Below are 23,295 nucleotides of genomic sequence, written 5' to 3' on the forward strand. Positions count from 1 at the left end.
ATATTCCTAGAAACGAAACTTAAACGCGACGTTTCTTAGGTGGACGACAACCGTTATGAGGGATTGGTGTCGCATCAACAATGTTAGTGATACGGAAACCAGCAGCGTTCAGTGCACGAACAGTAGATTCGCGACCTGGACCTGGACCCTTAACCATAACTTCCAAGTTCTTTAGGCCATATTCTTTAGCCATTTCACCACAACGCTCAGCTGCAACTTGTGCTGCGAACGGAGTAGATTTACGAGAACCACGGAAACCTGAACCACCAGCTGTAGCCCATGCAAGAGCGTTGCCTTGACGGTCAGTGATAGTTACGATTGTGTTGTTGAAAGAAGCATGGATGTGCGCTACGCCATCAGCTACTTGCTTGCGTACGCGCTTACGCGCGCGAGTTGGTTGTTTTGCCATTGTACTCTACCTTATCCGACTATTTCTTGATCGGCTTGCGCGGACCCTTACGGGTGCGAGCGTTGGTTTTAGTACGCTGTCCACGTAGTGGTAGACTGCGACGATGACGAAGACCGCGGTAACAGCCAAGGTCCATAAGACGCTTGATGTTCATCGATACTTCACGACGTAGATCACCTTCTACAGTGTACTTAGCTACACCATCACGCAGTTGATCGATCTGCTCTTCAGTTAGTTCACTGATCTTAGCATCTTCAGCAATACCCACTTCAGCTAGAATAGCTTGAGAGCGAGTTTTACCGATACCGTAGATTGCAGTAAGTGCAATTACAGAATGCTTATGATCAGGAATGTTAATGCCGGCTATACGGGCCATTATTCACTCCTAAGGGGTTCATAAAAGAATTATCCGCAGCAAAGCCCGTGATGGATACGCTGCGGCATACTACTTCTTTTGCACGCAAAAGGTAGGCCGAGGAATATACTCGACTCTACCTTGTATTTCAAGTAAAAATTTCTGCTAATTAGCCTTGGCGTTGCTTATGCTTTGGCTCACTGCAAATCACGCGAACGACACCGTTACGCTTGATAACTTTACAGTTACGGCAGATTTTTTTAACGGAAGCACGAACTTTCATTGCTAAACTCCGTAATGGAATCTAAATGCTACAACCGGATTAACGGCCGTAACCTTTAAGATTCGCTTTCTTTAACACAGAATCATACTGTTGTGACATCAGATGAGTCTGTACCTGTGCCATGAAATCCATGATAACAACCACTACGATTAGTAGGGATGTGCCGCCAAAGTAGAAACGAACGTTCCACGCGACCATCATGAACTCAGGAATCAGACATATAAAAGTAATGTATAGAGCGCCCGCTAGGGTTAGTCTAGTCATCACTTTATCGATATATTTCGCTGTCTGCTCACCTGGGCGGATACCGGGTACGAATGCACCAGACTTCTTCAAGTTATCAGCTGTTTCACGTGGGTTAAACACCAACGCTGTATAGAAGAAACAGAAGAAGATTATAGCTGCTGCATAAAGCATTACATACAAAGGTTGACCTGGGCTAAGAGCTAATGACACGTCAGTTAACCAACCGAACGCGCTGCTTTCACCATTTTGACCAAACCATTGCGCTAATGTTCCTGGGAACAAAATAATACTTGATGCAAAAATCGCTGGTATAACACCTGCCATATTAATCTTAAGTGGCAAGTGAGAACTTTGTGCTGCAAACACTTTACGACCTTGTTGACGCTTCGCATAGTTAACGACGATACGACGTTGACCACGCTCCATGAAAACCACGAAGTAAATTACAGCAAAAGACAATACCGCGATAAACAACAGAAGAAGCACATGCAATTCACCTTGACGCGCTTGCTCGATTGTTTGACCGATTGCAGAAGGCAATCCAGCAACAATACCTGCAAAAATCAGAATGGAAATACCATTACCGATTCCTCGCTCAGTGATTTGTTCACCTAACCACATCAAAAACATGGTACCAGTTACTAAACTCACGGTAGCAATAAGCGTAAACATGGTTTGGTTGATAACAACCAGATTGTCGACCATGTTTGGTAAGCCTGTTGCGATACCAATAGCTTGGAATGTTGCAAGTACAAGCGTGCCGTAGCGTGTATATTGGCTTATCTTACGACGGCCTGCTTCACCCTCTTTCTTGAGTTCCGCTAACGCTGGATGAACTACAGTTAGCAATTGGACTACGATCGATGCCGAAATGTACGGCATGATACCCAATGCTAATATAGATGCACGCTCAAGAGCACCACCGGAGAACATGTTAAACATTTCTACGATGGTACCTTTTTGCTGATCGAACAAATCGGCAAGTACAGCTGCGTCAATACCAGGGATCGGCACAAAAGAGCCGGCTCGGAATACTAAAAGTGCACCAATTACGAATAACAAGCGCGACTTTAATTCACTTAAGCCGCTCTGAGCACTACGAAAATCTTTTCCTGGTTTCTTAGCCATCTGTACCTCGTTCCTCGAGATTATTCCTCGATTTTACCGCCTGCAGCTTCGATTGCAGCTTTAGCGCCTTTAGTCACGCGTAGACCTTTAACAGTCACAGCTTTGCTTAGGTCACCAGAAAGAACGATCTTAACAAACTCGATGTTCTTAGTGATAACGTTAGCAGCTTTAAGGCTGTTAAGATCAACTACGTCACCTGTTACTTTCGCTAGCTCAGCTAGACGAACTTCAGCAGACACTAGGCTCTTACGAGAAGTGAAACCGAATTTAGGTAGACGTTGTTTTAGAGGCATTTGACCGCCTTCAAAACCTGGACGAACAGAGCCGCCAGAACGTGACTTTTGACCTTTGTGACCGCGGCCACCTGTTTTACCAAGGCCAGAACCGATACCACGACCTACACGCTTCTTAGAAGGTTTAGAGCCAGCAGCCGGTGATAGAGTATTCAAACGCATTCTGATTACTCCTCAATCTTAACCATGTAGTAAACCTTGTTGATCATACCGCGTACGCACGGTGTATCTTCAAGTTCTACTGTATGGTTGATGCGACGAAGACCTAGACCTTTAAGACACGCTTTGTGCTTAGGTAGGCGACCAATTGAGCTTTTAGTTTGAGTTACTTTAATAGTTGCCATCGTGTTCTTACTCCGAAATAGATTCAACAGTTAGACCACGTTTAGCAGCAACCATTTCTGGTGACTTAACGTCTACTAGAGCACCAATCGTTGCGCGAACAACGTTGATTGGGTTCGTTGAACCGTATGCTTTAGAAAGTACGTTATGTACGCCTGCAACTTCAAGTACGGCACGCATTGCACCACCGGCAATAACACCTGTACCTTCAGCAGCTGGCTGCATGTAAACTTTAGAGCCCGAATGACGACCTTTCACCGGGTGGTGAAGAGTGCCTTCGTTAAGCGCAACAGTAACCATGTTACGACGCGCTTTTTCCATTGCTTTTTGAATCGCAGCAGGTACTTCACGAGCTTTGCCGTAACCGAAACCTACGCGACCATTACCGTCACCAACTACTGTTAGTGCAGTGAAGCTCATGATTCGACCACCTTTAACCGTCTTAGATACACGGTTAACAGCGATCAGCTTTTCTTGCAAATCATTAGCTTGTTGTTGTTCTTTAGCCATCTTCCAACCCTACCTTAGAATTTCAGACCAGCTTCGCGAGCAGAATCTGCTAGCGCCGCTACTCGACCGTGGTATTGGAAACCAGAACGATCAAATGCAACTGTAGCTACGCCTTTTTCAAGAGCGCGCTCAGCAACAGCTTTACCAACTGCTTTAGCTGCATCAACGTTACCAGTGTTCTTAACTTGCTCACGGATCGCTTTTTCTACAGTAGAAGCAGCTGCGATAACCTCAGAGCCGTTTGCCGAGATAACTTGAGCGTAAACGTGGCGAGGAGTACGGTGTACTACCAAGCGAGTTGCGCCAAGTTCTGCAATCTTACGACGTGCACGTGTAGCACGACGGATGCGAGATGCTTTCTTATCCATAGTGATACCTTACTTCTTCTTAGCTTCTTTAGTACGCACATTTTCATCTGCGTAACGAACACCTTTGCCTTTGTAAGGCTCAGGAGCACGGTAAGAACGAATGTCAGCCGCAACTTGACCTACTACTTGCTTATCGCAACCAGTAATGATGATCTCAGTTTGGCTAGGGCACTCAGCTTTAATACCTTCAGGTAGAGCGTGCTCTACTGGGTGAGAAAAACCAAGAGTTAGAGCTACAGTATTGCCTTTCATAGCAGCACGGTAACCAACACCCTTAAGAGTTAGCTTCTTAGTGAAGCCCTCAGTAACACCCACAACCATGTTATTAACTAGAGCGCGAGCTGTACCAGCCTGTGCCCATGCGTTAGTAACGCCTTCTTTCGGACCGAAAGTAAGGTTGGTTTCTTCCTGTGCAATAACTACGGCGCTGTTAAGAACGCGAGTAAGCTCACCTTTGCTACCTTTTACAGTAACTTCTTGGCCGTTTAGTTTCACCTCTACGCCAGCTGGAATAGCGACAGGTGCTTTAGCAACACGAGACATAATCTACTCCTTAAGCTACGTAACAGATGATTTCACCGCCAAGACCTGCTTTACGAGCAGCACGGTCAGACATCAGACCCTTGGAAGTAGAAACAACTGCAATACCAAGACCACCCATCACTGTAGGTAAAGAGTCTTTATTCTTATAAACTCTTAGACCAGGACGTGATACACGCTTGATTTGCTCGATTACAGGTTTAGCTTGGAAGTACTTAAGAGTAACTTCTAGCTCAGGTTTTGCTTCGCCGTCAACAGCGAAGTCTACGATGTAACCTTCAGCTTTAAGTAATGCAGCAATTGCAACTTTAAGCTTTGAAGAAGGCATTTTTACAGCAACTTTGTTTGCTGCCTGACCGTTGCGAACGCGGGTCAGCATATCCGAAATCGGATCTTGCATGCTCATAAGATTTACTCCAAATGATTAAGTGGCAATTACCAGCTAGCCTTACGAAGACCCGGAATCTCGCCTTTCATGCAAGCTTCGCGAACCTTAATACGGCTTAGACCGAATTTACGTAGGTAACCGTGTGGACGACCAGTTTGGTTGCAACGGTTGCGCTGACGTGATGCACTTGAATCACGTGGAAGAGATTGCAGTTTAAGAACCGCATTCCAACGATCTTCTTCAGATGCGTTTACATCGCTAATGATAACTTTTAGCGCAGAACGCTTTTCAGCGAACTTAACTACTAGTTTTGCACGTTTAGCTTCACGTGCTTTCATTGATTGTTTAGCCATAACAGTAACCCTACCCTTACTTACGGAATGGGAAGTTAAAGGCAGCCAGCAGAGCTCGGCCTTCCTCATCGGATCCCGCAGATGTCGTGATAGTAATATCAAGACCGCGGACACGATCGACTTTATCGTAGTCGATTTCCGGAAAGATGATTTGCTCGCGAACGCCCATGCTGTAGTTACCGCGTCCGTCAAAAGACTTAGCGCTAACACCACGGAAATCACGTACACGTGGAAGTGCGATAGAGATTAAACGCTCTAAAAATTCCCACATGCGCTCACCACGCAAGGTTACTTTACAACCGATTGGGTAGCCTTCACGAATTTTGAAACCAGCTACAGATTTACGCGCTTTAGTGATAAGTGGCTTTTGACCAGAGATCGTTGCCATATCAGCTGCTGCGTTTTCTAGCAGTTTCTTATCGTTGATTGCTTCACCAACGCCCATGTTTAGGGTGATTTTCTCAATCCTAGGGACTTGCATGACGCTTGTGTAGCTGAACTCTTTGGTAAGCTCAGCGACTACAGACGACTTGTAGTAATCATGCAGTTTCGCCATAGTAGAACTCCAAATTACTTCTAATTAGTTAGAAACAGTTTCGCCGTTAGATTTGAAGAAACGAACTTTCTTACCATCTTCGATACGGAAACCGATACGGTCTGCTTTACCAGTAGCCGTGTTAAAGACTGCAACGTTAGAAGCATCAATAGCTGCTTCTTGTTCAACGATGCCACCTTGTTGACCTAGAGCCGGAACCGGCTTTTGGTGTTTTTTAACAAGATTGATGCCTTCAACAACAACTTTACCAGTTGTCAGAACCTTAGTTACTTTACCTTTCTTGCCTTTATCTTTACCAGCAAGAATGATTACTTCGTCATTACGACGGATTTTAGCTGCCATGTTGCCGCTCCTTACAGAACTTCAGGTGCTAGTGATACAATCTTCATGAATTTCGCGTTACGAAGTTCACGAGTCACAGGACCAAAGATACGTGTGCCGACTGGTTGCTCAGTAGTGTCATTTAACAATACACAAGCATTACTGTCGAAGCGAATGACAGAACCGTCTGGGCGACGAACGCCTTTACGGGTGCGCACTACTACCGCCTTCAGAACATCACCTTTCTTTACTTTACCGCGAGGAATCGCTTCCTTCACTGTAACCTTGATGACGTCACCGATATGTGCATAACGGCGGTGAGAGCCACCCAGAACCTTAATACACATTACCTTGCGCGCGCCAGAGTTATCTGCTGCGTCAAGTGTACTTTGCATCTGGATCATTGTTAGTGCTCCGCTAAATATTAAAACTAGACCCTCTCGGGTCGGGCTGCCTCTTTAAAAGGGACGCGAATTGTACCACCCTTTTTTTAAATTGGGTAGACAAAAAACAAGCGGCTCCAAAAAATTATTTGGAGCCGCTTTAAGTCATAGAATTACAAAGATTAAATCTTCGCTTTTTCTAGAACTTTAACCAATGTCCAAGACTTAGTCTTAGACAGAGGACGACACTCAGCGATTTCAACTTTGTCGCCTAGGCCACAAGTGTTGTCTTCGTCGTGTGCGTGTACTTTAGTCGTGCGTTTGATGAACTTACCGTAAATTGGGTGTTTTACAGTACGCTCAATAGCAACAACGATAGACTTGTCCATCTTGTCACTTACTACACGGCCTTGCTGGATGCGGTTAGTTTCGCTCATTATGCGCCTGCCTTTTCAGTCAAAACAGTTTTCACACGTGCGATGTCACGGCGTACAGCTTTTAGAGTATGAGTTTGCTGTAGTTGACCAGTTGCAGCTTGCATGCGCAAGTTAAACTGTTCACGTAGCAAATTCAATAGCTCAGCGTTAAGCTCTTCAACGTTCTTTTCGCGTAGATCTTGTGCTTTCATCACATCACCTGCTTAGTTACAAAAGTAGTTTTAACAGGCAGTTTACGTGCCGCTAGGCGGAACGCTTCACGTGCCAACTCTTCAGGTACGCCATTCATCTCGTACATAACTTTGCCTGGTTGGATTTGAGCAACCCAGTACGCAACTGAACCTTTACCTTTACCTTGACGAACTTCAAGAGGCTTTTCAGTAATCGGTTTGTCTGGGAACACACGGATCCAGATTTGACCTTGACGCTTAATGTGACGTGTCATAGCACGACGTGCCGCTTCGATTTGACGTGCAGTCAGACGACCACGGCCAACAGCTTTAAGACCGAATTCGCCGAAGCTCACTTCAGTACCTTTAGCTAGACCACGGTTACGACCAGTCATAACCTTGCGGAACTTAGTACGTTTTGGTTGTAGCATCGTTCGACTCCTTACTTACGGCCTTTACGCTGCTTCTTAGGCTTATCGCCTTTAGGCTCTACTGCGTTAGCAGCTGGCATACCGCCTAGAATCTCACCTTTGAAGATCCAAACTTTAATGCCGATCACACCGTATTGAGTGTGAGCCGAAGAAGTTGCGTAATCAATGTCTGCACGTAGAGTGTGTAGAGGCACACGGCCTTCACGGTACCACTCTGAACGTGCGATTTCAGCGCCGCCAAGACGGCCGCCTACTTGTACTTTGATGCCTTTAGCGCCTAGACGCATAGCATTTTGTACCGCACGCTTCATTGCACGACGGAACATAACACGACGCTCTAGTTGAGACGCGATGCTATCAGCTACAAGCTGACCATCTAACTCAGGTTTACGTACTTCAGCGATGTTGATCTGCGCTGGTACACCTGCGATTTTAGCTACAGCTGCACGTAGTTTCTCTACGTCTTCACCTTTCTTACCGATAACAACGCCAGGGCGAGCAGTGTGAATAGTCACACGGATGCTCTTAGCTGGACGCTCGATAACGATACGAGATAATGATGCTTTTTGTAGTTCCTTAGTAAGGAACTGACGTACCTTGAAGTCGCCGTCTAGGTTGTCAGCGAATTCGTTGGTATTAGCAAACCATGTAGCATTCCAAGGCTTAACGATGCCAAGACGAATACCATTAGGATGTACTTTCTGACCCATTGCTTAATCTCCTAGTCTTTAGCGATCTGCTACAACAATAGTGATGTGGCTTGAACGCTTCAAGATACGATCCGCACGACCTTTAGCACGAGGCATAATGCGCTTCATGATAGGGCCCTCATCTACGAAGATTTTAGCGACATTTAGATCGTCGATATCTGCACCTTCGTTATGTTCCGCGTTAGCGATAGCTGACTCAAGAACTTTCTTAACTAGTACAGCAGCTTTTTTGTTGCTGAAAGTTAGAATTTCTAGAGCCTGGTCTACCGACTTACCGCGAATTTGGTCTGCAACTAAGCGAGCTTTCTGTGGAGAAATACGAGCAAAGTTATGTTTAGCTAAAGCTTCCATCATCTACTCCTTATTTCTTCTTAGCTTTCTTATCTGCAGCATGACCGCGATAAGTACGAGTTGGTGCAAATTCGCCCAGTTTGTGACCGATCATTTCTTCGGTAACGAAAACTGGAACGTGCTGACGACCATTATGGACAGCGATGGTCAAACCAATCATTGTTGGGATGATCATTGAGCGACGGGACCAAGTCTTAATAGGCTTTTTGTCTCCGCTTTCCACCGCTTTCTCTACCTTCTTCAGCAAGTGTAGGTCAATAAAAGGACCTTTCTTGAGAGAACGTGGCATGGCGATTCCTCTTTATAGATTATTTATTACGACGACGTACGATGTACTTGTCAGTGCGTTTGTTCTTACGAGTCTTGAAGCCCTTAGTAGGAACGCCCCAAGGAGAAACTGGGTGACGACCACCAGATGTGCGGCCTTCACCACCACCATGTGGGTGATCCACCGGGTTCATTACTACACCACGTACGGTTGGACGTACGCCGCGCCAGCGTGAAGCACCAGCTTTACCAAGTTCACGTAGCATATGCTCAGAGTTACCAACTTCACCGATCGTTGCACGACCTTCAGAAAGTACTTTGCGCATCTCACCAGAACGTAGACGGATAGTTACGTATGCACCATCGCGAGCGATGATTTGTACATATGCACCAGCCGAACGAGCTAGTTGAGCACCTTTACCAGGCTTAAGTTCAACACAGTGTACAGTAGAACCTACTGGGATGTTGCGCATCGGCAGAGTGTTACCTGCTTTGATTGGCGCATCAGAACCAGATTGAATCTGGTCACCTGCGTTAACACCTTTAGGTGCAATGATGTAACGACGCTCACCGTCTGCGTACAGAACTAGAGCGATGTTAGCACTACGGTTTGGATCGTATTCTAAACGCTCAACTTTCGCTGGGATACCGTCTTTAGTACGTTTGAAGTCAATCAAACGGTAATGGTGCTTATGACCACCACCGATGTGACGTACTGTGATACGACCGTTGTTGTTACGACCACCGTTCTTAGAGTTTTTCTCTAGAAGTGGTGCGTATGGCTTACCCTTGTGCAGGTCAGCGTTAACAACTTTAACGACGTGACGACGACCAGGGGAAGTCGGCTTACATTTAACAATAGCCATTTTTACTACTCCTGTTATTCCGCGCCGCCAACGAAGTCAAGATCTTGACCTTCTTTCAAAGTAACGTAGGCTTTTTTCACGTCTGAACGACGGCCTTCACGCATACCTTGACGTTTGGTCTTACCCTTTTGTACAAGAGTATTTACTGACTTAACTTCAACTTCAAATAGCTTTTCTACAGCTGCTTTGATCTCTTTCTTAGTTGCATCTTTAGCTACTTTGAAAACGATAGTGTTCGCTTTCTCAGCCGCCATAGTTGCTTTTTCAGAGATGTGCGGAGCACGTAGAACTTTTAAGATACGTTCTTCAGTGATCATGCTAGCATCTCCTCAACTTGCTTAACTGCGTCAGCAGTCATTAGAACCTTGTCGAATGCAATTAGAGATACTGGATCAATACCAGCAACGTCACGTGCGTCAACTTTGTACAGGTTACGAGCAGCTAAGAATAGATTTTCATCTACTTCGCCAGTTACAATCAGAACGTCGTTAAGCTGAAGCTCATTAAGCTTAGCTAAAAGTTCTTTTGTTTTTGGTGCTTCTACAGAGAAGTTATCAACAACGATTAGACGCTCTTGACGAATCAACTCAGAAAGAATGCTTTTCATAGCACCGCGGTACATTTTCTTGTTAACTTTTTGGCTGTGATCTTGTGGTTTCGCAGCAAAAGTAACACCACCTGTACGCCAGATTGGGCTACGAATTGTACCAGCACGTGCACGGCCAGTACCTTTTTGGCGCCATGGCTTAGCACCGCCGCCTGATACTTCAGAACGAGTCTTTTGAGCACGAGTACCTTGACGAGCACCTGCTGCATACGCAACAACTACTTGATGTACTAGAGCTTCGTTAAAGTCACGTCCGAAAGTAGTCTCGGAAACAGTTAGTGCATCAGCACCTTTAACCATCAATTCCATTACTTACTCCTAGACGTTATGCTTTAACAGCAGGTTTTACGATCACGTTACCGCCTGTTGAGCCTGGTACTGCACCTTTAATAAGGAGTAGATTGCGCTCAGCGTCAACACGTACGATCTCTAGGTTTTGAGTCGTTACACGCTCAGCACCCATGTGACCTGCCATTTTCTTGCCTTTAAACACGCGGCCTGGAGTTTGACATTGGCCAATTGAACCCGGTGCGCGGTGAGACAAAGAGTTACCGTGAGTCATATCTTGAGTAGAGAAGTTCCAACGCTTGATAGCGCCTTGGAAGCCTTTACCTTTAGATGTACCAGTAACGTCTACTTTTTTAATTTCGTTGAAAAGTTCTACGTTTAGCTCAGCGCCAACTTCAAACTCTTCGCCGTTTTCTAAACGGAATTCCCAAAGACCGCGACCTGCTTCAACACCCGCTTTCGCGAAGTGACCAGCTTCAGGTTTAGTTACACGGTTAGCTTTCTTAGCACCAGTAGTTACTTGGATTGCTGCGTAGCCGTCTGTCTCAAGAGTTTTAACTTGAGAAATACGGTTCGCTTCAACCTCAACAACAGTTACTGGGATAGAAACGCCTTCTTCGGTAAATACGCGGGTCATACCCACTTTACGTCCGACTAGACCAATCATTATTCTTATCTCCCTTAACCTAGGCTGATTTGAACATCAACGCCAGCTGCAAGATCAAGACGCATTAGAGCATCAACAGTTTTATCTGTTGGCTCAACGATGTCGATCAAACGCTTGTGAGTACGAATTTCGTACTGGTCACGTGCATCTTTGTTGACGTGTGGAGAGGTAAGAACAGTGAAACGCTCTTTACGAGTAGGAAGTGGAATAGGACCACGAACCTGTGCGCCAGTACGTTTTGCTGTTTCAACGATTTCCGCAGTTGAAGCATCGATTAACTTGTAATCAAACGCTTTAAGGCGGATACGAATACGTTGGTTCTGCATGAGACAGAGCTCCAATTATTAAAAATTACACAAACAATATCGCCACTCAAGCTCGAAAGAACGAGAGAATGCCGATTGATTTATGTGAAACCGTAGCATCCAAAATCAGGACGCATTGTCAGTTAACTTTTGAAGTAAACACAAGGTTTACTATTTTTATTAACCGCGAACATAAGCTGAGTATACATTACTAGGTAAGACCTACTCCTCAGTGCTCATTGGTTCACAAACCGGCGTTAGCCAGTGCGATGCATTATACAGATCACATTTTGGTATGCAAGTGGCGTTGGAAAAATAATCGGAATATATTTGATGGAAGCAATCGATGGTAGCTGAAGGTCGAAGGTCGAAGGTCGAATAGCAAAGAACAGAGAAACACTTGGGGAATTGTAGAAACGAAAAAGGTTAGAAAAATAAAAGGGAAGCCGAAGCTTCCCTTTTTTAATGCAGTTCTTCTAATGAAGAGTGTGCAAAATCAATTCGCGATTAAGCGAAGATTTTAGCTACAACACCAGCACCAACTGTACGGCCACCTTCGCGGATTGCGAAACGTAGACCTTCGTCCATTGCGATTGGAGCGATTAGCTCAACAGTCATTTGAACGTTGTCACCTGGCATTACCATTTCTACGCCTTCTGGTAGAGTGATATCGCCTGTTACGTCAGTTGTACGGAAGTAGAACTGTGGACGGTAACCCTTGAAGAAAGGAGTGTGACGGCCGCCTTCGTCTTTAGAAAGTACGTATACTTCAGACTCAAACTTAGTGTGTGGGTTGATTGAACCTTTAGCAGAAAGTACTTGGCCACGTTCAACGTCATCACGCTTAGTACCACGTAGAAGTGCACCAACGTTCTCACCTGCACGACCTTCGTCAAGCAGTTTACGGAACATTTCAACACCAGTACAAGTAGTAAGAGTAGTTTCTTTGATACCAACGATTTCTACTTCGTCACCTACACGTAGGATACCGCGCTCGATACGACCAGTAACTACAGTACCACGACCTTGGATTGAGAATACATCTTCAATAGGAAGTAGGAACGGTAGATCAACAGCACGCTCTGGAAGTGGAATGTAAGAATCTAGTGCTTCTGCAAGCTCAACGATCTTGTCTTCCCACTGCTTTTCGCCGTTTAGAGCGCCAAGTGCAGAACCTTGAATTACTGGAAGGTCGTCTCCTGGGTACTCGTACTCAGAAAGAAGTTCACGAACTTCCATTTCTACTAGCTCAAGTAGCTCTTCGTCATCAACCATGTCACATTTGTTCATGAATACGATGATGTAAGGGATACCAACTTGACGACCAAGTAGGATGTGCTCACGAGTTTGTGGCATAGGGCCATCTGTAGCAGCAACAACTAGGATACCGCCGTCCATTTGAGCAGCACCAGTGATCATGTTTTTAACATAATCGGCGTGTCCAGGACAGTCTACGTGTGCGTAGTGACGTTCAGGAGTATCGTACTCAACGTGAGAAGTTGCGATTGTGATACCGCGCTCGCGCTCTTCTGGAGCGTTATCGATAGATGCGAAATCTTTAGCAACACCGCCGTACACTTTTGCAAGTGTAGTACAGATAGCAGCAGTTAGAGTTGTTTTACCGTGGTCAACGTGGCCGATAGTACCAACGTTTACGTGCGGTTTCGTACGTTCAAATTTTTCTTTAGACACAATCGTGTTCCTTCCTAGTTATGATTCGCCACGTTCATTATTGAGCGAGACGCGCCAGAAATTGCTATTTTATGCGCCAACTCTCGTTAGCGCAATATTTGGACGCATTGTTCTTTCAAAAAATGAAAAAAATGCATCCCTTTTGTTTAACCACGCTCTGCAATGATTGCATTAGCAACATTTTTTGGCACTTCGGCGTACTCACTAAACTCCATAGAGTAAGAAGCACGACCTTGTGTCGCAGAACGTAAATCAGTTGCGTAACCGAACATGACAGACAACGGAACTTGTGCACGAATTATCTTCAGGCCAGCTGTCCCCTCGTCCATACCTTCGATGATGCCGCGACGACGGTTAATATCGCCAACAACGTCACCCATCCAGTCTTCTGGAGTAGTTACTTCAACTTTCATCATAGGCTCAAGCAAAACTGGTTGCGCTTCTAGTGCACCCGTTCTGAAAGCCATAGAGGCAGCGATTGTAAACGCCATCTCACTTGAATCTACTTCATGGTAAGAACCATCATATAGTGTAGCTTTGATATCCAAAACTGGATAGCCCGCTAATACACCATTGTTCATTTGTTCTTCAACGCCTTTAGCGACAGAGGTAATGAACTCTTTTGGCACGATACCATTGGCAATTTCATCTACGAAGACAAAGCCTTCACCGGCTTCTGATGGTTCCAGTTTCAGCCACACGTGACCGTACTGTCCTTTACCACCATGTTCGCGGATAAATTTACCTTCAGCTTTCGCTGTACCACGAATGGTTTCACGATAAGCAACTTGCGGATTACCAACGTTGCAGTTCACACTGAATTCACGCTTCATGCGGTCAACGATGATATCTAAGTGCAGTTCACCCATACCAGAGATTAGTGTCTGGCCAGTTTCGTCATCCGTTTCTACACGGAACGATGGATCTTCTGCCGCTAGCTTACCTAACGCGATAGTCATTTTGTCTTGATCAGCTTGAGAGCGAGGCTCTACAACGATCTGAATAACTGGATCTGGGAATTCCATACGCTCAAGAACAATTTTATGGTTCTGGTCACATAGAGTTTCACCAGTAGTAACATCTTTAAGGCCTATAATGGCTGCGATGTCACCTGCTCGTACTTCTTTTACTTCTTCACGTTTGTTTGAGTGCATTTGAACAATGCGCCCTAAACGTTCACGTTGTTTCTTCACAGAGTTGTAAGCTGTTTTACCGCTTTCAACAACACCAGAGTAAACACGGATGAAAGTTAAAGTACCAACAAATGGGTCTGTTGCAATTTTAAATGCTAGCGCTGAGAACGGTTCTTTGTCGTCCGCGTGACGCTCGATTTCATTCTCGTCATCATCGATACCTTTAATCGCAGGTACATCGACTGGAGAAGGAAGGAAATCAACAACTGCATCTAGAACAGCTTGTACGCCTTTGTTTTTGAAAGCACTACCGCAAGTTGCAAGTACGATTTCATTGTTAAGGGTACGAGTACGAAGACCTTGTTTGATTTCAGCTTCTGTCAATTCACCTTCTTCAAGGTACTTATCCATCAGCTCTTCATTTGCTTCTGCAGCAGCTTCAACAAGTTCTGTACGATATTCTTCAGCCATTTCTTGCATGTCTGCTGGAATGTCTTCGTACGTAAAAGTCATGCCTTGGTCAGCTTCGTTCCAGTTGATTGCCTTCATCTTAATAAGATCGACAACACCCTGGAAGTTTTCTTCAGCACCAATGTTCAGTTGAATCGGAACAGGAGTCGCACCTAGGCGGTCCTTGATCTGTTCAACTACGCGCAAGAAGTCTGCGCCGGTACGGTCCATTTTGTTAACGAAAACCATACGCGGAACTTGGTACTTATCAGCTTGACGCCATACTGTCTCTGACTGAGGTTCAACACCAGATGAGCCACAGAAAACAACAACTGCACCATCAAGTACACGCAGAGAACGTTCTACTTCGATTGTGAAGTCAACGTGTCCAGGAGTATCGATGATGTTGATACGGTGGTCAGAATACTGAGCTTCCATACCACGCCAAAACGTAGTAGTTGCTGCTGAAGTGATCGTAATACCGCGCTCTTGCTCTTGCTCCATCCAGTCCATGGTTGCTGCACCATCGTGAACTTCGCCGATTTTGTGAGAAAGACCGGTATAGAACAGAATACGTTCACTTGTGGTTGTTTTACCTGCATCTACGTGAGCAACGATACCGATATTACGGTACTGCTCAATAGGAGTTTTACGAGCCACGGTTGAATCCTCTTATTAGAGACTTAGGGACTATTGCTATGTCTAGATTGTGCGTTAAAAGCGATGCTTCGCTAAAAAGCTTTGCCCTAGAAATAGCAATAGTTCCTAGCATAAGCATAGGAACTAAAGAAGTGCTGCAAGGAACCTTGCAGCACTGAAAAGGTATTACCAGCGGTAATGTGCGAACGCTTTGTTTGCGTCAGCCATGCGGTGAACGTCTTCACGTTTCTTAACCGCAGTACCTTTGTTCTCAGACGCGTCTAGCATTTCAGCAGCTAGGCGTTGAGCCATAGATTTTTCACCACGCTTACGCGCAGCTTCAACTACCCAACGCATAGCAAGAGCGTTACGGCGAACCGGACGAACTTCTACAGGTACTTGGTAAGTTGAACCACCCACACGGCGAGATTTAACTTCTACCGCTGGGCGAACATTTTCAAGAGCTTCTTCAAATACAGCTAAGTGATCTTTACCAGATTTCTCAGCCATAGTTTCTAGTGCAGTGTAAACAATCTTCTCTGCAGTAGATTTTTTTCCGTCAACCATAAGGATGTTAACGAATTTTGCCAGCAGTTCAGATTTGAACTTAGGATCTGGAAGGATCTTACGCTGGCCTATTACGCGACGACGTGGCATGGAATTTCTCCGTTGTCTTCTTCAGGTTTTTTCCAAAACTTTTCAGAATAATAAATAAATAGTGTTTGGCCTTACTTAACGCTTTCTTTTAAAAAAAGACGCATTAAGACTTAGGACGTTTCACACCATACTTAGAACGACCTTTCTTACGGTCGTTAACGCCTGCACAGTCAAGTGCACCGCGAACAGTGTGGTAACGCACACCTGGTAAATCTTTAACACGACCACCACGGATAAGAACAACACTGTGTTCTTGAAGGTTATGACCTTCGCCGCCGATGTATGAAGTAACTTCAAAGCCGTTAGTTAGACGAACACGACATACTTTACGTAGTGCTGAGTTCGGTTTTTTTGGAGTAGTAGTATATACGCGAGTACATACACCACGTTTTTGTGGGCACGCTTCTAGTGCAGGCACGTTGCTTTTAACAACCTGCTTTACACGAGGAGTACGTACCAACTGGTTAATAGTTGCCATTAACTAGCTCCTGATTTACTTGAAAGTAAGCTTGATGAAAAATCTAGCCCTATTACACATAGTGTAAATAGGGACGCAAAATTCTATTCAGCAGTGGGATGTGTGTCAAGAAATATACAGATCTTTTTTAGCCGTCTAGAGCTCAGGATGGTCTTTTTTTAACCATACTGATAAAACACAGCTACCAAGTGACTGATTTGTCGTTCAAAACCGTCAATTTGACGAAGCCATCGAAGTCCACTTGATTCAGAGTACTTGAAGCAAGTTGTTGTAAACCTCGGCTATCGAGATCTGTTTTTAATACCGACACATGTTCAACGGTTGAGATTTGATTGAATAACTCATGATTTGGAAGGCAAACATACACCGCATCTTCAACCAAAAGGATATGATCCTGCTGTTGCGAGTACGCCAATGCAAGCTTGAGTTTATCTACTGATTTTACAATATGAAGCATAACGTTCCCTAGAAAGTCAGTATTTTTTGGGTCTGAGCTAACTTCTGCGTCAACTCACTCACTTCTAGCGCAGTCACATCGATCAACAAGTTATCTATCGAGAGGCCGAACTGATTGAGGCTATGTTGACACACGTAAACCTGCTCGATGTCGTAGAGATCCATGAGCTTGAATGCAGAAATATAGTCACGTGATAGGGATTCATCTGGCTGTTGAGCCTTGAGAAGCTGTGTAACGCCATCACCGACAAAGAATACGGTAATGTCTTCACTATAGGCTGAAGCCGCTAGCAGTGCGTCTAGCCCTTCCCTACCCGCAGCCGTAGTATGAGGAAAAGTGTTAAATACAAAGGCCAATTTGCTCAAAACTGCACAACCCTATCTTGCGTTAAAAGTGCTTCAGATAAGCTCCCTAACCCAGCTTGGGTAAACCCAGCCGCCAAGTTAGAGGCACTCAATTGATGTTGTGTAGCTTCGTCCGTGCTGATCACTCCGCGTCTGAGCGCAGCAGCCACACATGTCTCTAGGCTAACATTGTGCTCATCCGCCAGTTTTTGCCAAGCGGAAGCCAAGTCAAATTCATCATTAGCAGGCACAGTAATGCCAGAGCCATTGCTGACACCATCTTGATAGAAGAACACACTGTGGAGTTTGTGGCCCTGTTTCAATAGAGCCACGGCAAACTGATAAGCACTTCTTGCGGATTGTGAGCCGTAAACCGGCCCATTAACTAGGAGTGTGTAGCTTAACAACCCTCTTCATCCTCTGTTTTGCGTTGACGGATGTATAAGTAAACGGTGTGCTTAGAGATATTCAATCGCTCAGCTACACGGTTAATCGCGTCTTTAATATCGAAAATACCTTTGTCGTAAAGCTCCATCACGATTTGACGGTTCTTAGTATTGTTCGATACTGATTTGTCTGCATTGATTTCTTCAATGGTGCGTTCAACCGTTTGGTCGACAAGCTCTTCCACATCACTTGCAAAGTTTACTGATGATGCAGCTTCGTCCGCATCTTGCGTAGGCATGAAAGATTGCAGTACTTGTGAGAATGGCGCATCTAGGTTGACGTTAATACACAACAAGCCAATCACTCGGTCTTCACCATTGCGGATAGCAACCGTGATCGACTTCATCAATACTCCGCCTTTAGCACGAGTAAAGTATGAACGTGAGAAGTTACGCTTAGAACCTTCAATATCTTTCAGCATCTTTAATGCAAGATCGGTGATCGGCGAACCAACCTGACGACCTGTATTTTCGCCGTTGGCAATTTTAATCGCAGAAGTATTGAGGTCTTCTAAAGAGTGTAAAACGATTTCACAAAACGGACCGATAAGACTCGCAATACCGTCAACCACGGCCTCATAAGATCTTAAGATAATTTTATCGTGTTCACTGAATGGCATGACGTGGACTGATTCCATTTCAAGTAACACATCCGCATTGACTGTTTCTGTAGTAGTCACTTATTCCTTACCTTCGTGTGAAAAATCAACAAATTTATGTAAGTTTATCAGAAAATTTTAATTGCACACCTAGCTAACATTGCAACTAGTGATTTAGAACAACTTTAAAAATCAAATACTCATTTAAAAAGCAAAAAAAAAGCCCAACTCAACGTTAGGCTTTTTATTCAATCCACGAATTTTAATACGAAATATTCATTCGATACTTTCGTTCGATATTACTGAGCAGGAGCTGCTTCAGCGTTATCGATTTTCAGTAGCTCAACTTCAAATACTAGTGTTGAGTTAGCTGGGATAGTCGGTGTGTCTTGCTCACCGTATGCTAGCTCTGGCGGGATTACGAATTTGTACTTAGAACCAACTTGCATCAGTTGTACGCCTTCAGTCCAACCTGGGATTACGCGGTTTAGTGGGAATGTTGCTGGTTCGCCACGATCGTAAGAGCTGTCAAACTGAGTACCGTCTGTTAGCGTACCTTTGTAGTGTACTTGAACTGTATCAGTGTCTTTTGGAGATGCGCCTTCGCCAGCTGTCATTACTTGGTAAAGTAGGCCAGATTCAGTTTGCTTCACGCCTTCAGTCTTAGCGAACTCAGCGCGGAAGTCATCACCCGCTTTCTTCACTTCAGCTGATTTCTCTGCCGCTTGTGCTTGCATTGTTTCAGCAACACGCTTGTCTAGAGCTTCAAGTGCAGCGCGAGTCTCTTCTTCGTTCAGTGCAGTTTTTTCTGCAAATACGTCTTCAATACCTTGAAGAACCATATCTTTGTCTAGGTTGATGCCTAGCTCGCTTGGCTTATCAATGCTTGTGCTTAGGTAGTTCGCGAAAGATACACCGATTGCGTATGCCGCTTTGTCGTCTTCTGTTTTAAAGTTTACTGCTGCAACTTTAGCTTCTTCTACCTGTGGAGCTTCTGCCTTTGGTTCTTCTTTCTGACAACCAACTGCTAGCATAACCGTTGCGGCAAGCAGTGATACTTTTAAAACTGATTTCATTGAATTCTCCAATTAATGGCCAAGCCATTGGTTATTGTGCACAAATCTAATGATTAGATTGGTGTGAATACGTTAGTTATAACAATATACTAGTCATATGTCTTTCGACAAAAACCGGATTATTAGACGTGATGCAAATATTTTTCCATTCATTGCTATGTGCAATTGTCATCACCTTGTTAAATGGATGTTTTTTCTTCCAAGATGATGAGCAACGTTGGGAAATTGAACCCAATGGTGCCACCAGCTTTGCCCTAAGCAGAGATGGACGCTTCGCCCTACTCTACTCTCAACAAAAACACTTACTGCTCTGGGACTTAGACCAAAACAAAGAGCTCGCTCAACTCGGCCCGCAAGACCAATCAGAAAACCAAATATCGCGTATCCGCATCTCTGACAATGGTCGCTTTGCGATTACCGCCAGTCAGATGAATTTCGCCGTTTGGGACCTATCTTGGACTCAAGCTGAAGGGCTATGGTCTATTTCCGATGGCTTGATTCGCGATGTCGATATATCCAGCAATGGTGAAAAAGTCTTACTTGGCCTGTCTAACGGCAAAGCCATCTATGTGGACTTAGTCACCGGACGCCGTCTGGAGTTCCTCGCTCACCGAGAAAAAGTTAATTCCGTCTCCCTCTCTTCGAATGGGCGCTACGCATTATCGGGTGGTAACGACTACAAAGCTTACCTTTGGGATACCGAATCAGGCTTGGTGTTACGTACTTTCGAGCATGAACAAAGAGTAGTACGAGTTGCACTACAACGGGATGGAGAATTGGCTTTTACTTCCGATGGCGGTAACCAAGCGATGATTTGGGATCTAGAAACGGGTGAACCTCAAGCGCAATTGCAGAGCTGGTCTCGACAGCTGATATTCTCCAGTGCTCGCTTTTCTGACGACGGCAGTATGTTGGTGACAGGTACGCCATCAAGCCAAGTGAGCGTGTGGAATACTCAAGATGGAAAACGAATTTCTCGTCACGATGCTGAGCCATTAAAAGATGCTCGCCCTCCCCGCGCGGTAGTGTATGATGCAGCCTTTGATGAAAAGAACCGTGTTATATCGGGCACCTCTGCGGGCATCGCCCAAGCTTGGAATGTGGATTAAGAACGATGACAGAAAAGCGAATTGAACAACTAGAAAGCCGCGTGAATGACCTAGAATGTCAGTTGGCTTTCCAAGAACAAACCATTGAAGAACTCAATGAAGCGCTTAGCCAACAACAGATGTTGATCACGAGAATGCAAGATCAAATGAAGTTCGTGGTAGGTAAAGTGAAAAATATGGATGGCTCAAACCTCGCTGATGCATCAGAAGAGACGCCACCTCCACACTATTAAGTGCGGTTTAAAGATAACGAATTAATTCTAGCGACGCATATCGTTAGTCTCTCGTCCTCGATGTGTAAACACATTTCAGGGCGGGACATAGAAAACCAAAAGGGCGACAGATGCTTATCTGTCGCCCTTTTGTTTGTTTAATCTGCGCTAATTCAACTAAAACCAGTTAAGCCAATACAAGCTTATTAGTCGTCGGCATAAATTTTCACTTCCACGCAGCCGTTCGTATCAACACTCGCGCGATACATTCCTGAACTGTTCATACCGAAATGAATATCACCTTGGCCATCGATAGCAATCAAACCGCCTTCGCCACCCATGGTTTTCAGTTCACCTTGAATGATGTGTTCACAAGCCGTATGCACATCTTCCTTGAGATAACGCATTCTTGCCGCCACATCACTGGCAACCATCTTTCTAAGGAAGAACTCCCCCATACCTGTTGTTGAAACGGCCACGTTGCCATTTTCAGCCACAGTGCCTGCACCGATGATTGGAGAATCTCCCACACGGCCGTATTTCTTATTGGTTACGCCACCAGTGCTGGTTGCGGCTGCTAAATTACCTGCTTGGTCTAACGCCACCGCACCAACCGTGCCGTACTTTTTGTCATCTGGGTATTTCTCAGCTTGCTCTTCATCATATTTCGCTTCAGACAGAGCAAAGATGCCTTTCTCTTTCATCGACTGAAGTTGATCATAGCGGCGCTCAGTAAAGAAGTAGTCTTGCTCGGTAAAGGTGTACTCATGCTCAAACGCAAACTTCTCGGCACCTTCACCAATCAGTAACACGTGGTCGCTTTTAATCATCACGTCACGTGCCAGCTCTATCGGGTTTTTAATATGACGGACACCGGCAATAGCCCCCGCATCCATTTCACGACCGTGCATCACAGAAGCATCCATCTCCACAAATTCATCATGAGTCAGAACAGAACCTTTACCAGCATTAAAATGCGGACTGTCTTCCATCACTTTAACCGATGCAACCACCGCATCCAGAGCATCACCACCCGATTGCAACACTTGATAACCGGCCAAAACAGACTTTTCCAAAGCCTCGGTAATACCCGTTTTTAATTCATCGCTCATTTGTTCTCGTAAGATGGTGCCTGCACCACCATGAATGGCAATTGAAAAAGGCTGTGACATGCGAACTCTCCACTGACGTCGTCTTATAATGTTGTGCTATCAATACCACATCCAAGGTTTGATGTCTGATAGCGAAAACCAAACTTTTTACGAATGCTTAGATTTGCGGATGCTTAGATTTACGGATACAGAGCTCGATAGATTAAAAGCCAGCTCAGAAAGCTCAGTTCCTAAACGAAAAAAGCCTCCGCAAGGGAGGCTTTCAGTATTCTTAAACTAAACCGTTAATTCGGTATTAGTGAGAACCACAGCTACCGCCGCCGCAGCAGCCGTCTTTTTTCTCTTCGCCGTGGTCATGGCCTTCGCCACCACAACAACCGCCTTCGTGGTCGTGATCATGGTCGTGACCGTGGCTACCACAGCCGCCTTCTTGGTGTACGTGACCGTGCTGAACTTCTTCTTCAGTCGCTTCACGAACCGCTACAACTTCAACGTCAAACGTTAGAGTTTGGCCAGCAAGCATGTGGTTACCATCAACAACAACTTCGTCGCCGTCTACTTCAGTAACTTCAACTGGGATTGGACCTTGGTCAGTATCCGCTAGGAAACGCATGCCAACTTCGATTTGCTCAACACCTTGGAACACGTCAGCAGGAACACGTTGAACTAGGTCATCGTTGTGATCGCCGTATGCGTCTTCTGGAGTAACAGTTGCTGAGAACTTGTCGCCAGCTACTTTGCCTTCAAGCTCTTTTTCAAGACCTGTAATTAGGTTGTTGTGACCGTGAAGGTAATCTAGTGGAGCTTCTGCAGTTGATTGGTCAACTACTACGCCATCTTCAAGTTTCACTTGATATGCAACACTAACTACTACGTTCTTTTCAATTTTCATGAGAGCTCCAAGGAGGTTTGGACTAAGCTCGAACAGTTGAGCTTAGGAAAAATTCTGTACCGGGATATTATGGGGATCAATTAACGAAACTCAATCATTCTGGCTTAAAAATACCGATCATTTCTTGATTTGCGTGTTCAGATTTCTCTACAGTTTTCGGTTTACGCTGCTCGGTAAAGTCACAATCGACGCATTCCACCAGCTCGATATTATTTTCAACCCACCAACGGAGTGTGTCTTGAGTACTACAGCTTGGGCAGCTCGCCCCAGCGATAAAGCGTTTTTTCTGTTTCACGTTCATATCCTTTACTACTCTGGATTCGCAGTTCTTCTATTCATCTCTGAGTTAAAGACTCTGTAGAGACCGCGTTTATTATTAGGGTGTATTGTTGTTGATTATAATATCTGGATTTTAAGTTCTGAAG

Annotated in this window: 39 protein-coding genes; 2 read left to right on the forward strand and 37 right to left on the reverse strand. The window is 45.0% G+C overall.

Translation table 11 applies throughout. The features are described 5' to 3' along the window. Window positions 1-19: 19 nt before the first annotated feature. The 34 genes from rpsK to fkpA form a co-directional block, all read right to left on the reverse strand. On the reverse strand, window positions 20-409 hold the full coding sequence (gene rpsK / locus QWZ07_RS20615) for a 30S ribosomal protein S11 (protein WP_004738778.1): 390 nt from the start codon (window positions 407-409) through the stop codon (window positions 20-22). Between the two features lie 19 nt (window positions 410-428). Continuing rightward, the gene (gene rpsM, locus QWZ07_RS20620; protein ID WP_004738779.1) at window positions 429-785 is read right to left on the reverse strand and encodes a 30S ribosomal protein S13; all 357 of its coding nucleotides are present in this window, start codon (window positions 783-785) and stop codon (window positions 429-431) included. Window positions 786-933: 148 nt separating this feature from the next. Continuing rightward, window positions 934-1,047 (reverse strand): 50S ribosomal protein L36, encoded by a 114-nt coding sequence (gene rpmJ / locus QWZ07_RS20625; protein WP_000868186.1) that lies wholly within the window; start codon window positions 1,045-1,047, stop codon window positions 934-936. 39 nt (window positions 1,048-1,086) lie between these two features. After that, window positions 1,087-2,421, reverse strand: a complete 1,335-nt coding sequence (gene secY, locus QWZ07_RS20630) for a preprotein translocase subunit SecY (RefSeq protein WP_004736759.1) — start codon at window positions 2,419-2,421, stop codon at window positions 1,087-1,089. Window positions 2,422-2,441: 20 nt separating this feature from the next. Next, window positions 2,442-2,876, reverse strand: a complete 435-nt coding sequence (gene rplO, locus QWZ07_RS20635; RefSeq protein WP_004736758.1) for a 50S ribosomal protein L15 — start codon at window positions 2,874-2,876, stop codon at window positions 2,442-2,444. Window positions 2,877-2,881: 5 nt separating this feature from the next. Beyond that, window positions 2,882-3,058 carry a 50S ribosomal protein L30 gene (rpmD, locus tag QWZ07_RS20640; RefSeq protein ID WP_004736756.1) on the reverse strand — a complete coding sequence of 59 codons (177 nt, stop codon included), beginning with the start codon at window positions 3,056-3,058 and terminating at the stop codon, window positions 2,882-2,884. 7 nt (window positions 3,059-3,065) lie between these two features. Continuing rightward, complete coding sequence (rpsE, locus tag QWZ07_RS20645) at window positions 3,066-3,566, reverse strand: 30S ribosomal protein S5 (RefSeq protein ID WP_004736754.1); 501 nt, start codon at window positions 3,564-3,566, stop codon at window positions 3,066-3,068. 14 nt (window positions 3,567-3,580) lie between these two features. Beyond that, window positions 3,581-3,934 (reverse strand): 50S ribosomal protein L18, encoded by a 354-nt coding sequence (gene rplR / locus QWZ07_RS20650; RefSeq protein WP_017104678.1) that lies wholly within the window; start codon window positions 3,932-3,934, stop codon window positions 3,581-3,583. A 9-nt stretch (window positions 3,935-3,943) separates the two neighbouring features. Beyond that, window positions 3,944-4,477: a 50S ribosomal protein L6 gene (gene rplF, locus QWZ07_RS20655; RefSeq protein WP_017104677.1), complete on the reverse strand. Its 534-nt coding sequence runs from the start codon at window positions 4,475-4,477 to the stop codon at window positions 3,944-3,946. Between the two features lie 10 nt (window positions 4,478-4,487). After that, window positions 4,488-4,880: a 30S ribosomal protein S8 gene (rpsH, locus tag QWZ07_RS20660; protein ID WP_017104676.1), complete on the reverse strand. Its 393-nt coding sequence runs from the start codon at window positions 4,878-4,880 to the stop codon at window positions 4,488-4,490. Window positions 4,881-4,909: 29 nt separating this feature from the next. Continuing rightward, the gene (gene rpsN, locus QWZ07_RS20665) at window positions 4,910-5,215 is read right to left on the reverse strand and encodes a 30S ribosomal protein S14 (protein WP_004736747.1); all 306 of its coding nucleotides are present in this window, start codon (window positions 5,213-5,215) and stop codon (window positions 4,910-4,912) included. Between the two features lie 16 nt (window positions 5,216-5,231). After that, entirely contained in the window at window positions 5,232-5,771 is a 540-nt protein-coding gene (rplE, locus tag QWZ07_RS20670) for a 50S ribosomal protein L5 (RefSeq protein ID WP_004738790.1), read from the reverse strand. Window positions 5,772-5,795: 24 nt separating this feature from the next. After that, window positions 5,796-6,113 (reverse strand): 50S ribosomal protein L24, encoded by a 318-nt coding sequence (gene rplX, locus QWZ07_RS20675; RefSeq protein WP_017108547.1) that lies wholly within the window; start codon window positions 6,111-6,113, stop codon window positions 5,796-5,798. An 11-nt stretch (window positions 6,114-6,124) separates the two neighbouring features. After that, the gene (gene rplN, locus QWZ07_RS20680; RefSeq protein WP_004736740.1) at window positions 6,125-6,496 is read right to left on the reverse strand and encodes a 50S ribosomal protein L14; all 372 of its coding nucleotides are present in this window, start codon (window positions 6,494-6,496) and stop codon (window positions 6,125-6,127) included. Window positions 6,497-6,657: 161 nt separating this feature from the next. Then, window positions 6,658-6,912 carry a 30S ribosomal protein S17 gene (rpsQ, locus tag QWZ07_RS20685; protein ID WP_004736739.1) on the reverse strand — a complete coding sequence of 85 codons (255 nt, stop codon included), beginning with the start codon at window positions 6,910-6,912 and terminating at the stop codon, window positions 6,658-6,660. Next, the gene (rpmC, locus tag QWZ07_RS20690; protein ID WP_004736737.1) at window positions 6,912-7,103 is read right to left on the reverse strand and encodes a 50S ribosomal protein L29; all 192 of its coding nucleotides are present in this window, start codon (window positions 7,101-7,103) and stop codon (window positions 6,912-6,914) included. Before rpmC ends, rpsQ begins: the two co-directional genes overlap by 1 nt. Next, entirely contained in the window at window positions 7,103-7,513 is a 411-nt protein-coding gene (gene rplP, locus QWZ07_RS20695; RefSeq protein ID WP_004736736.1) for a 50S ribosomal protein L16, read from the reverse strand. The genes rpmC and rplP overlap by 1 nt, the downstream gene beginning before the upstream one ends. 11 nt (window positions 7,514-7,524) lie before the next feature. Continuing rightward, window positions 7,525-8,223 carry a 30S ribosomal protein S3 gene (gene rpsC, locus QWZ07_RS20700; protein ID WP_004736734.1) on the reverse strand — a complete coding sequence of 233 codons (699 nt, stop codon included), beginning with the start codon at window positions 8,221-8,223 and terminating at the stop codon, window positions 7,525-7,527. 18 nt (window positions 8,224-8,241) lie between these two features. Further along, entirely contained in the window at window positions 8,242-8,574 is a 333-nt protein-coding gene (rplV, locus tag QWZ07_RS20705; RefSeq protein WP_004736732.1) for a 50S ribosomal protein L22, read from the reverse strand. 10 nt (window positions 8,575-8,584) lie between these two features. After that, the gene (rpsS, locus tag QWZ07_RS20710) at window positions 8,585-8,863 is read right to left on the reverse strand and encodes a 30S ribosomal protein S19 (RefSeq protein WP_004736729.1); all 279 of its coding nucleotides are present in this window, start codon (window positions 8,861-8,863) and stop codon (window positions 8,585-8,587) included. Window positions 8,864-8,882: 19 nt separating this feature from the next. Further along, window positions 8,883-9,707 carry a 50S ribosomal protein L2 gene (rplB, locus tag QWZ07_RS20715; protein WP_017104674.1) on the reverse strand — a complete coding sequence of 275 codons (825 nt, stop codon included), beginning with the start codon at window positions 9,705-9,707 and terminating at the stop codon, window positions 8,883-8,885. A gap of 14 nt (window positions 9,708-9,721) precedes the next feature. Further along, window positions 9,722-10,024, reverse strand: coding sequence for a 50S ribosomal protein L23 (gene rplW, locus QWZ07_RS20720; protein WP_004738802.1), 303 nt, complete (start codon window positions 10,022-10,024; stop codon window positions 9,722-9,724). Beyond that, a complete protein-coding gene (rplD, locus tag QWZ07_RS20725) occupies window positions 10,021-10,623 on the reverse strand; it encodes a 50S ribosomal protein L4 (RefSeq protein WP_017104673.1) in 603 nt (200 codons plus the stop codon). The genes rplW and rplD overlap by 4 nt, the downstream gene beginning before the upstream one ends. Window positions 10,624-10,639: 16 nt before the next feature. Beyond that, window positions 10,640-11,269, reverse strand: a complete 630-nt coding sequence (gene rplC / locus QWZ07_RS20730; RefSeq protein WP_004736763.1) for a 50S ribosomal protein L3 — start codon at window positions 11,267-11,269, stop codon at window positions 10,640-10,642. Window positions 11,270-11,283: 14 nt separating this feature from the next. Next, complete coding sequence (gene rpsJ, locus QWZ07_RS20735) at window positions 11,284-11,595, reverse strand: 30S ribosomal protein S10 (protein WP_004736761.1); 312 nt, start codon at window positions 11,593-11,595, stop codon at window positions 11,284-11,286. A gap of 486 nt (window positions 11,596-12,081) precedes the next feature. Continuing rightward, complete coding sequence (gene tuf, locus QWZ07_RS20740; protein WP_012604914.1) at window positions 12,082-13,266, reverse strand: elongation factor Tu; 1,185 nt, start codon at window positions 13,264-13,266, stop codon at window positions 12,082-12,084. Between the two features lie 146 nt (window positions 13,267-13,412). Continuing rightward, window positions 13,413-15,509, reverse strand: coding sequence for an elongation factor G (gene fusA, locus QWZ07_RS20745; RefSeq protein WP_017104672.1), 2,097 nt, complete (start codon window positions 15,507-15,509; stop codon window positions 13,413-13,415). A 165-nt stretch (window positions 15,510-15,674) separates the two neighbouring features. Next, window positions 15,675-16,145, reverse strand: a complete 471-nt coding sequence (gene rpsG / locus QWZ07_RS20750) for a 30S ribosomal protein S7 (RefSeq protein ID WP_017073678.1) — start codon at window positions 16,143-16,145, stop codon at window positions 15,675-15,677. A 103-nt stretch (window positions 16,146-16,248) separates the two neighbouring features. After that, on the reverse strand, window positions 16,249-16,623 hold the full coding sequence (rpsL, locus tag QWZ07_RS20755) for a 30S ribosomal protein S12 (RefSeq protein WP_012604917.1): 375 nt from the start codon (window positions 16,621-16,623) through the stop codon (window positions 16,249-16,251). A 181-nt stretch (window positions 16,624-16,804) separates the two neighbouring features. Beyond that, window positions 16,805-17,080 carry a sulfurtransferase complex subunit TusB gene (gene tusB, locus QWZ07_RS20760; RefSeq protein WP_192853361.1) on the reverse strand — a complete coding sequence of 92 codons (276 nt, stop codon included), beginning with the start codon at window positions 17,078-17,080 and terminating at the stop codon, window positions 16,805-16,807. Window positions 17,081-17,088: 8 nt separating this feature from the next. After that, complete coding sequence (gene tusC / locus QWZ07_RS20765) at window positions 17,089-17,445, reverse strand: sulfurtransferase complex subunit TusC (RefSeq protein ID WP_192853360.1); 357 nt, start codon at window positions 17,443-17,445, stop codon at window positions 17,089-17,091. Then, on the reverse strand, window positions 17,442-17,831 hold the full coding sequence (gene tusD / locus QWZ07_RS20770) for a sulfurtransferase complex subunit TusD (protein ID WP_017077634.1): 390 nt from the start codon (window positions 17,829-17,831) through the stop codon (window positions 17,442-17,444). The genes tusC and tusD overlap by 4 nt, the downstream gene beginning before the upstream one ends. After that, complete coding sequence (locus QWZ07_RS20775; RefSeq protein ID WP_004729851.1) at window positions 17,825-18,550, reverse strand: helix-turn-helix transcriptional regulator; 726 nt, start codon at window positions 18,548-18,550, stop codon at window positions 17,825-17,827. The genes tusD and QWZ07_RS20775 overlap by 7 nt, the downstream gene beginning before the upstream one ends. A 218-nt stretch (window positions 18,551-18,768) precedes the next feature. Further along, window positions 18,769-19,545 carry an FKBP-type peptidyl-prolyl cis-trans isomerase gene (gene fkpA / locus QWZ07_RS20780; RefSeq protein ID WP_004729852.1) on the reverse strand — a complete coding sequence of 259 codons (777 nt, stop codon included), beginning with the start codon at window positions 19,543-19,545 and terminating at the stop codon, window positions 18,769-18,771. A 131-nt stretch (window positions 19,546-19,676) separates the two neighbouring features. Between fkpA and QWZ07_RS20785 the strand changes: the two genes are divergently transcribed. Next, window positions 19,677-20,654 (forward strand): WD40 repeat domain-containing protein, encoded by a 978-nt coding sequence (locus QWZ07_RS20785; RefSeq protein ID WP_029223204.1) that lies wholly within the window; start codon window positions 19,677-19,679, stop codon window positions 20,652-20,654. 5 nt (window positions 20,655-20,659) lie between these two features. Then, window positions 20,660-20,887 carry a SlyX family protein gene (locus tag QWZ07_RS20790; protein ID WP_004729640.1) on the forward strand — a complete coding sequence of 76 codons (228 nt, stop codon included), beginning with the start codon at window positions 20,660-20,662 and terminating at the stop codon, window positions 20,885-20,887. Between the two features lie 185 nt (window positions 20,888-21,072). Here QWZ07_RS20790 and QWZ07_RS20795 read toward each other — a convergent pair whose 3' ends face one another. The 3 genes from QWZ07_RS20795 to QWZ07_RS20805 form a co-directional block, all read right to left on the reverse strand. Next, window positions 21,073-22,038 carry an isoaspartyl peptidase/L-asparaginase family protein gene (locus QWZ07_RS20795; protein ID WP_192853359.1) on the reverse strand — a complete coding sequence of 322 codons (966 nt, stop codon included), beginning with the start codon at window positions 22,036-22,038 and terminating at the stop codon, window positions 21,073-21,075. A 235-nt stretch (window positions 22,039-22,273) separates the two neighbouring features. Further along, window positions 22,274-22,870, reverse strand: coding sequence for a peptidylprolyl isomerase (slyD, locus tag QWZ07_RS20800; RefSeq protein WP_017104666.1), 597 nt, complete (start codon window positions 22,868-22,870; stop codon window positions 22,274-22,276). Between the two features lie 94 nt (window positions 22,871-22,964). Continuing rightward, the gene (locus tag QWZ07_RS20805; protein ID WP_020477226.1) at window positions 22,965-23,165 is read right to left on the reverse strand and encodes a YheV family putative zinc ribbon protein; all 201 of its coding nucleotides are present in this window, start codon (window positions 23,163-23,165) and stop codon (window positions 22,965-22,967) included. Window positions 23,166-23,295: the final 130 nt, after the last annotated feature.

Source organism: Vibrio lentus (genome assembly GCF_030409755.1).
Classification (GTDB): Bacteria; Pseudomonadota; Gammaproteobacteria; order Enterobacterales; family Vibrionaceae; genus Vibrio; species Vibrio lentus.

Bases quoted from the DNA above. Each gene is read 5' to 3' on its own strand.
- rpsG (WP_017073678.1), bottom strand. From the start codon at position 16,145: ATGCCACGTCGTCGCGTAATAGGCCAGCGTAAGATCCTTCCAGATCCT.
- tusB (WP_192853361.1), bottom strand. From the start codon at position 17,080: ATGCTTCATATTGTAAAATCAGTAGATAAACTCAAGCTTGCATTGGCG.
- rplB (WP_017104674.1), bottom strand. From the start codon at position 9,707: ATGGCTATTGTTAAATGTAAGCCGACTTCCCCTGGTCGTCGTCACGTC.
- rplR (WP_017104678.1), bottom strand. From the start codon at position 3,934: ATGGATAAGAAAGCATCTCGCATCCGTCGTGCTACACGTGCACGTCGT.
- rpsC (WP_004736734.1), bottom strand. From the start codon at position 8,223: ATGGGTCAGAAAGTACATCCTAATGGTATTCGTCTTGGCATCGTTAAG.
- rplN (WP_004736740.1), bottom strand. From the start codon at position 6,496: ATGATCCAGATGCAAAGTACACTTGACGCAGCAGATAACTCTGGCGCG.
- rplF (WP_017104677.1), bottom strand. From the start codon at position 4,477: ATGTCTCGTGTTGCTAAAGCACCTGTCGCTATTCCAGCTGGCGTAGAG.
- rplW (WP_004738802.1), bottom strand. From the start codon at position 10,024: ATGATCACTGAAGAACGTATCTTAAAAGTTCTACGTGCTCCGCACATC.
- QWZ07_RS20785 (WP_029223204.1), top strand. From the start codon at position 19,677: ATGCAAATATTTTTCCATTCATTGCTATGTGCAATTGTCATCACCTTG.
- rpsN (WP_004736747.1), bottom strand. From the start codon at position 5,215: ATGGCTAAACAATCAATGAAAGCACGTGAAGCTAAACGTGCAAAACTA.
- rplV (WP_004736732.1), bottom strand. From the start codon at position 8,574: ATGGAAGCTTTAGCTAAACATAACTTTGCTCGTATTTCTCCACAGAAA.
- rpmC (WP_004736737.1), bottom strand. From the start codon at position 7,103: ATGAAAGCACAAGATCTACGCGAAAAGAACGTTGAAGAGCTTAACGCT.
- rplE (WP_004738790.1), bottom strand. From the start codon at position 5,771: ATGGCGAAACTGCATGATTACTACAAGTCGTCTGTAGTCGCTGAGCTT.
- secY (WP_004736759.1), bottom strand. From the start codon at position 2,421: ATGGCTAAGAAACCAGGAAAAGATTTTCGTAGTGCTCAGAGCGGCTTA.
- rpsJ (WP_004736761.1), bottom strand. From the start codon at position 11,595: ATGCAGAACCAACGTATTCGTATCCGCCTTAAAGCGTTTGATTACAAG.
- fkpA (WP_004729852.1), bottom strand. From the start codon at position 19,545: ATGAAATCAGTTTTAAAAGTATCACTGCTTGCCGCAACGGTTATGCTA.
- QWZ07_RS20795 (WP_192853359.1), bottom strand. From the start codon at position 22,038: ATGTCACAGCCTTTTTCAATTGCCATTCATGGTGGTGCAGGCACCATC.
- rpsQ (WP_004736739.1), bottom strand. From the start codon at position 6,912: ATGAGCGAAACTAACCGCATCCAGCAAGGCCGTGTAGTAAGTGACAAG.
- rpsM (WP_004738779.1), bottom strand. From the start codon at position 785: ATGGCCCGTATAGCCGGCATTAACATTCCTGATCATAAGCATTCTGTA.
- rpsH (WP_017104676.1), bottom strand. From the start codon at position 4,880: ATGAGCATGCAAGATCCGATTTCGGATATGCTGACCCGCGTTCGCAAC.
- rpmD (WP_004736756.1), bottom strand. From the start codon at position 3,058: ATGGCAACTATTAAAGTAACTCAAACTAAAAGCTCAATTGGTCGCCTA.
- rpmJ (WP_000868186.1), bottom strand. From the start codon at position 1,047: ATGAAAGTTCGTGCTTCCGTTAAAAAAATCTGCCGTAACTGTAAAGTT.
- slyD (WP_017104666.1), bottom strand. From the start codon at position 22,870: ATGAAAATTGAAAAGAACGTAGTAGTTAGTGTTGCATATCAAGTGAAA.
- rplP (WP_004736736.1), bottom strand. From the start codon at position 7,513: ATGCTACAACCAAAACGTACTAAGTTCCGCAAGGTTATGACTGGTCGT.
- rpsK (WP_004738778.1), bottom strand. From the start codon at position 409: ATGGCAAAACAACCAACTCGCGCGCGTAAGCGCGTACGCAAGCAAGTA.
- rplX (WP_017108547.1), bottom strand. From the start codon at position 6,113: ATGGCAGCTAAAATCCGTCGTAATGACGAAGTAATCATTCTTGCTGGT.
- rpsL (WP_012604917.1), bottom strand. From the start codon at position 16,623: ATGGCAACTATTAACCAGTTGGTACGTACTCCTCGTGTAAAGCAGGTT.
- rpsE (WP_004736754.1), bottom strand. From the start codon at position 3,566: ATGGCTAAAGAACAACAACAAGCTAATGATTTGCAAGAAAAGCTGATC.
- QWZ07_RS20790 (WP_004729640.1), top strand. From the start codon at position 20,660: ATGACAGAAAAGCGAATTGAACAACTAGAAAGCCGCGTGAATGACCTA.
- rplO (WP_004736758.1), bottom strand. From the start codon at position 2,876: ATGCGTTTGAATACTCTATCACCGGCTGCTGGCTCTAAACCTTCTAAG.
- rplC (WP_004736763.1), bottom strand. From the start codon at position 11,269: ATGATTGGTCTAGTCGGACGTAAAGTGGGTATGACCCGCGTATTTACC.
- rpsS (WP_004736729.1), bottom strand. From the start codon at position 8,863: ATGCCACGTTCTCTCAAGAAAGGTCCTTTTATTGACCTACACTTGCTG.
- rplD (WP_017104673.1), bottom strand. From the start codon at position 10,623: ATGGAATTGATGGTTAAAGGTGCTGATGCACTAACTGTTTCCGAGACT.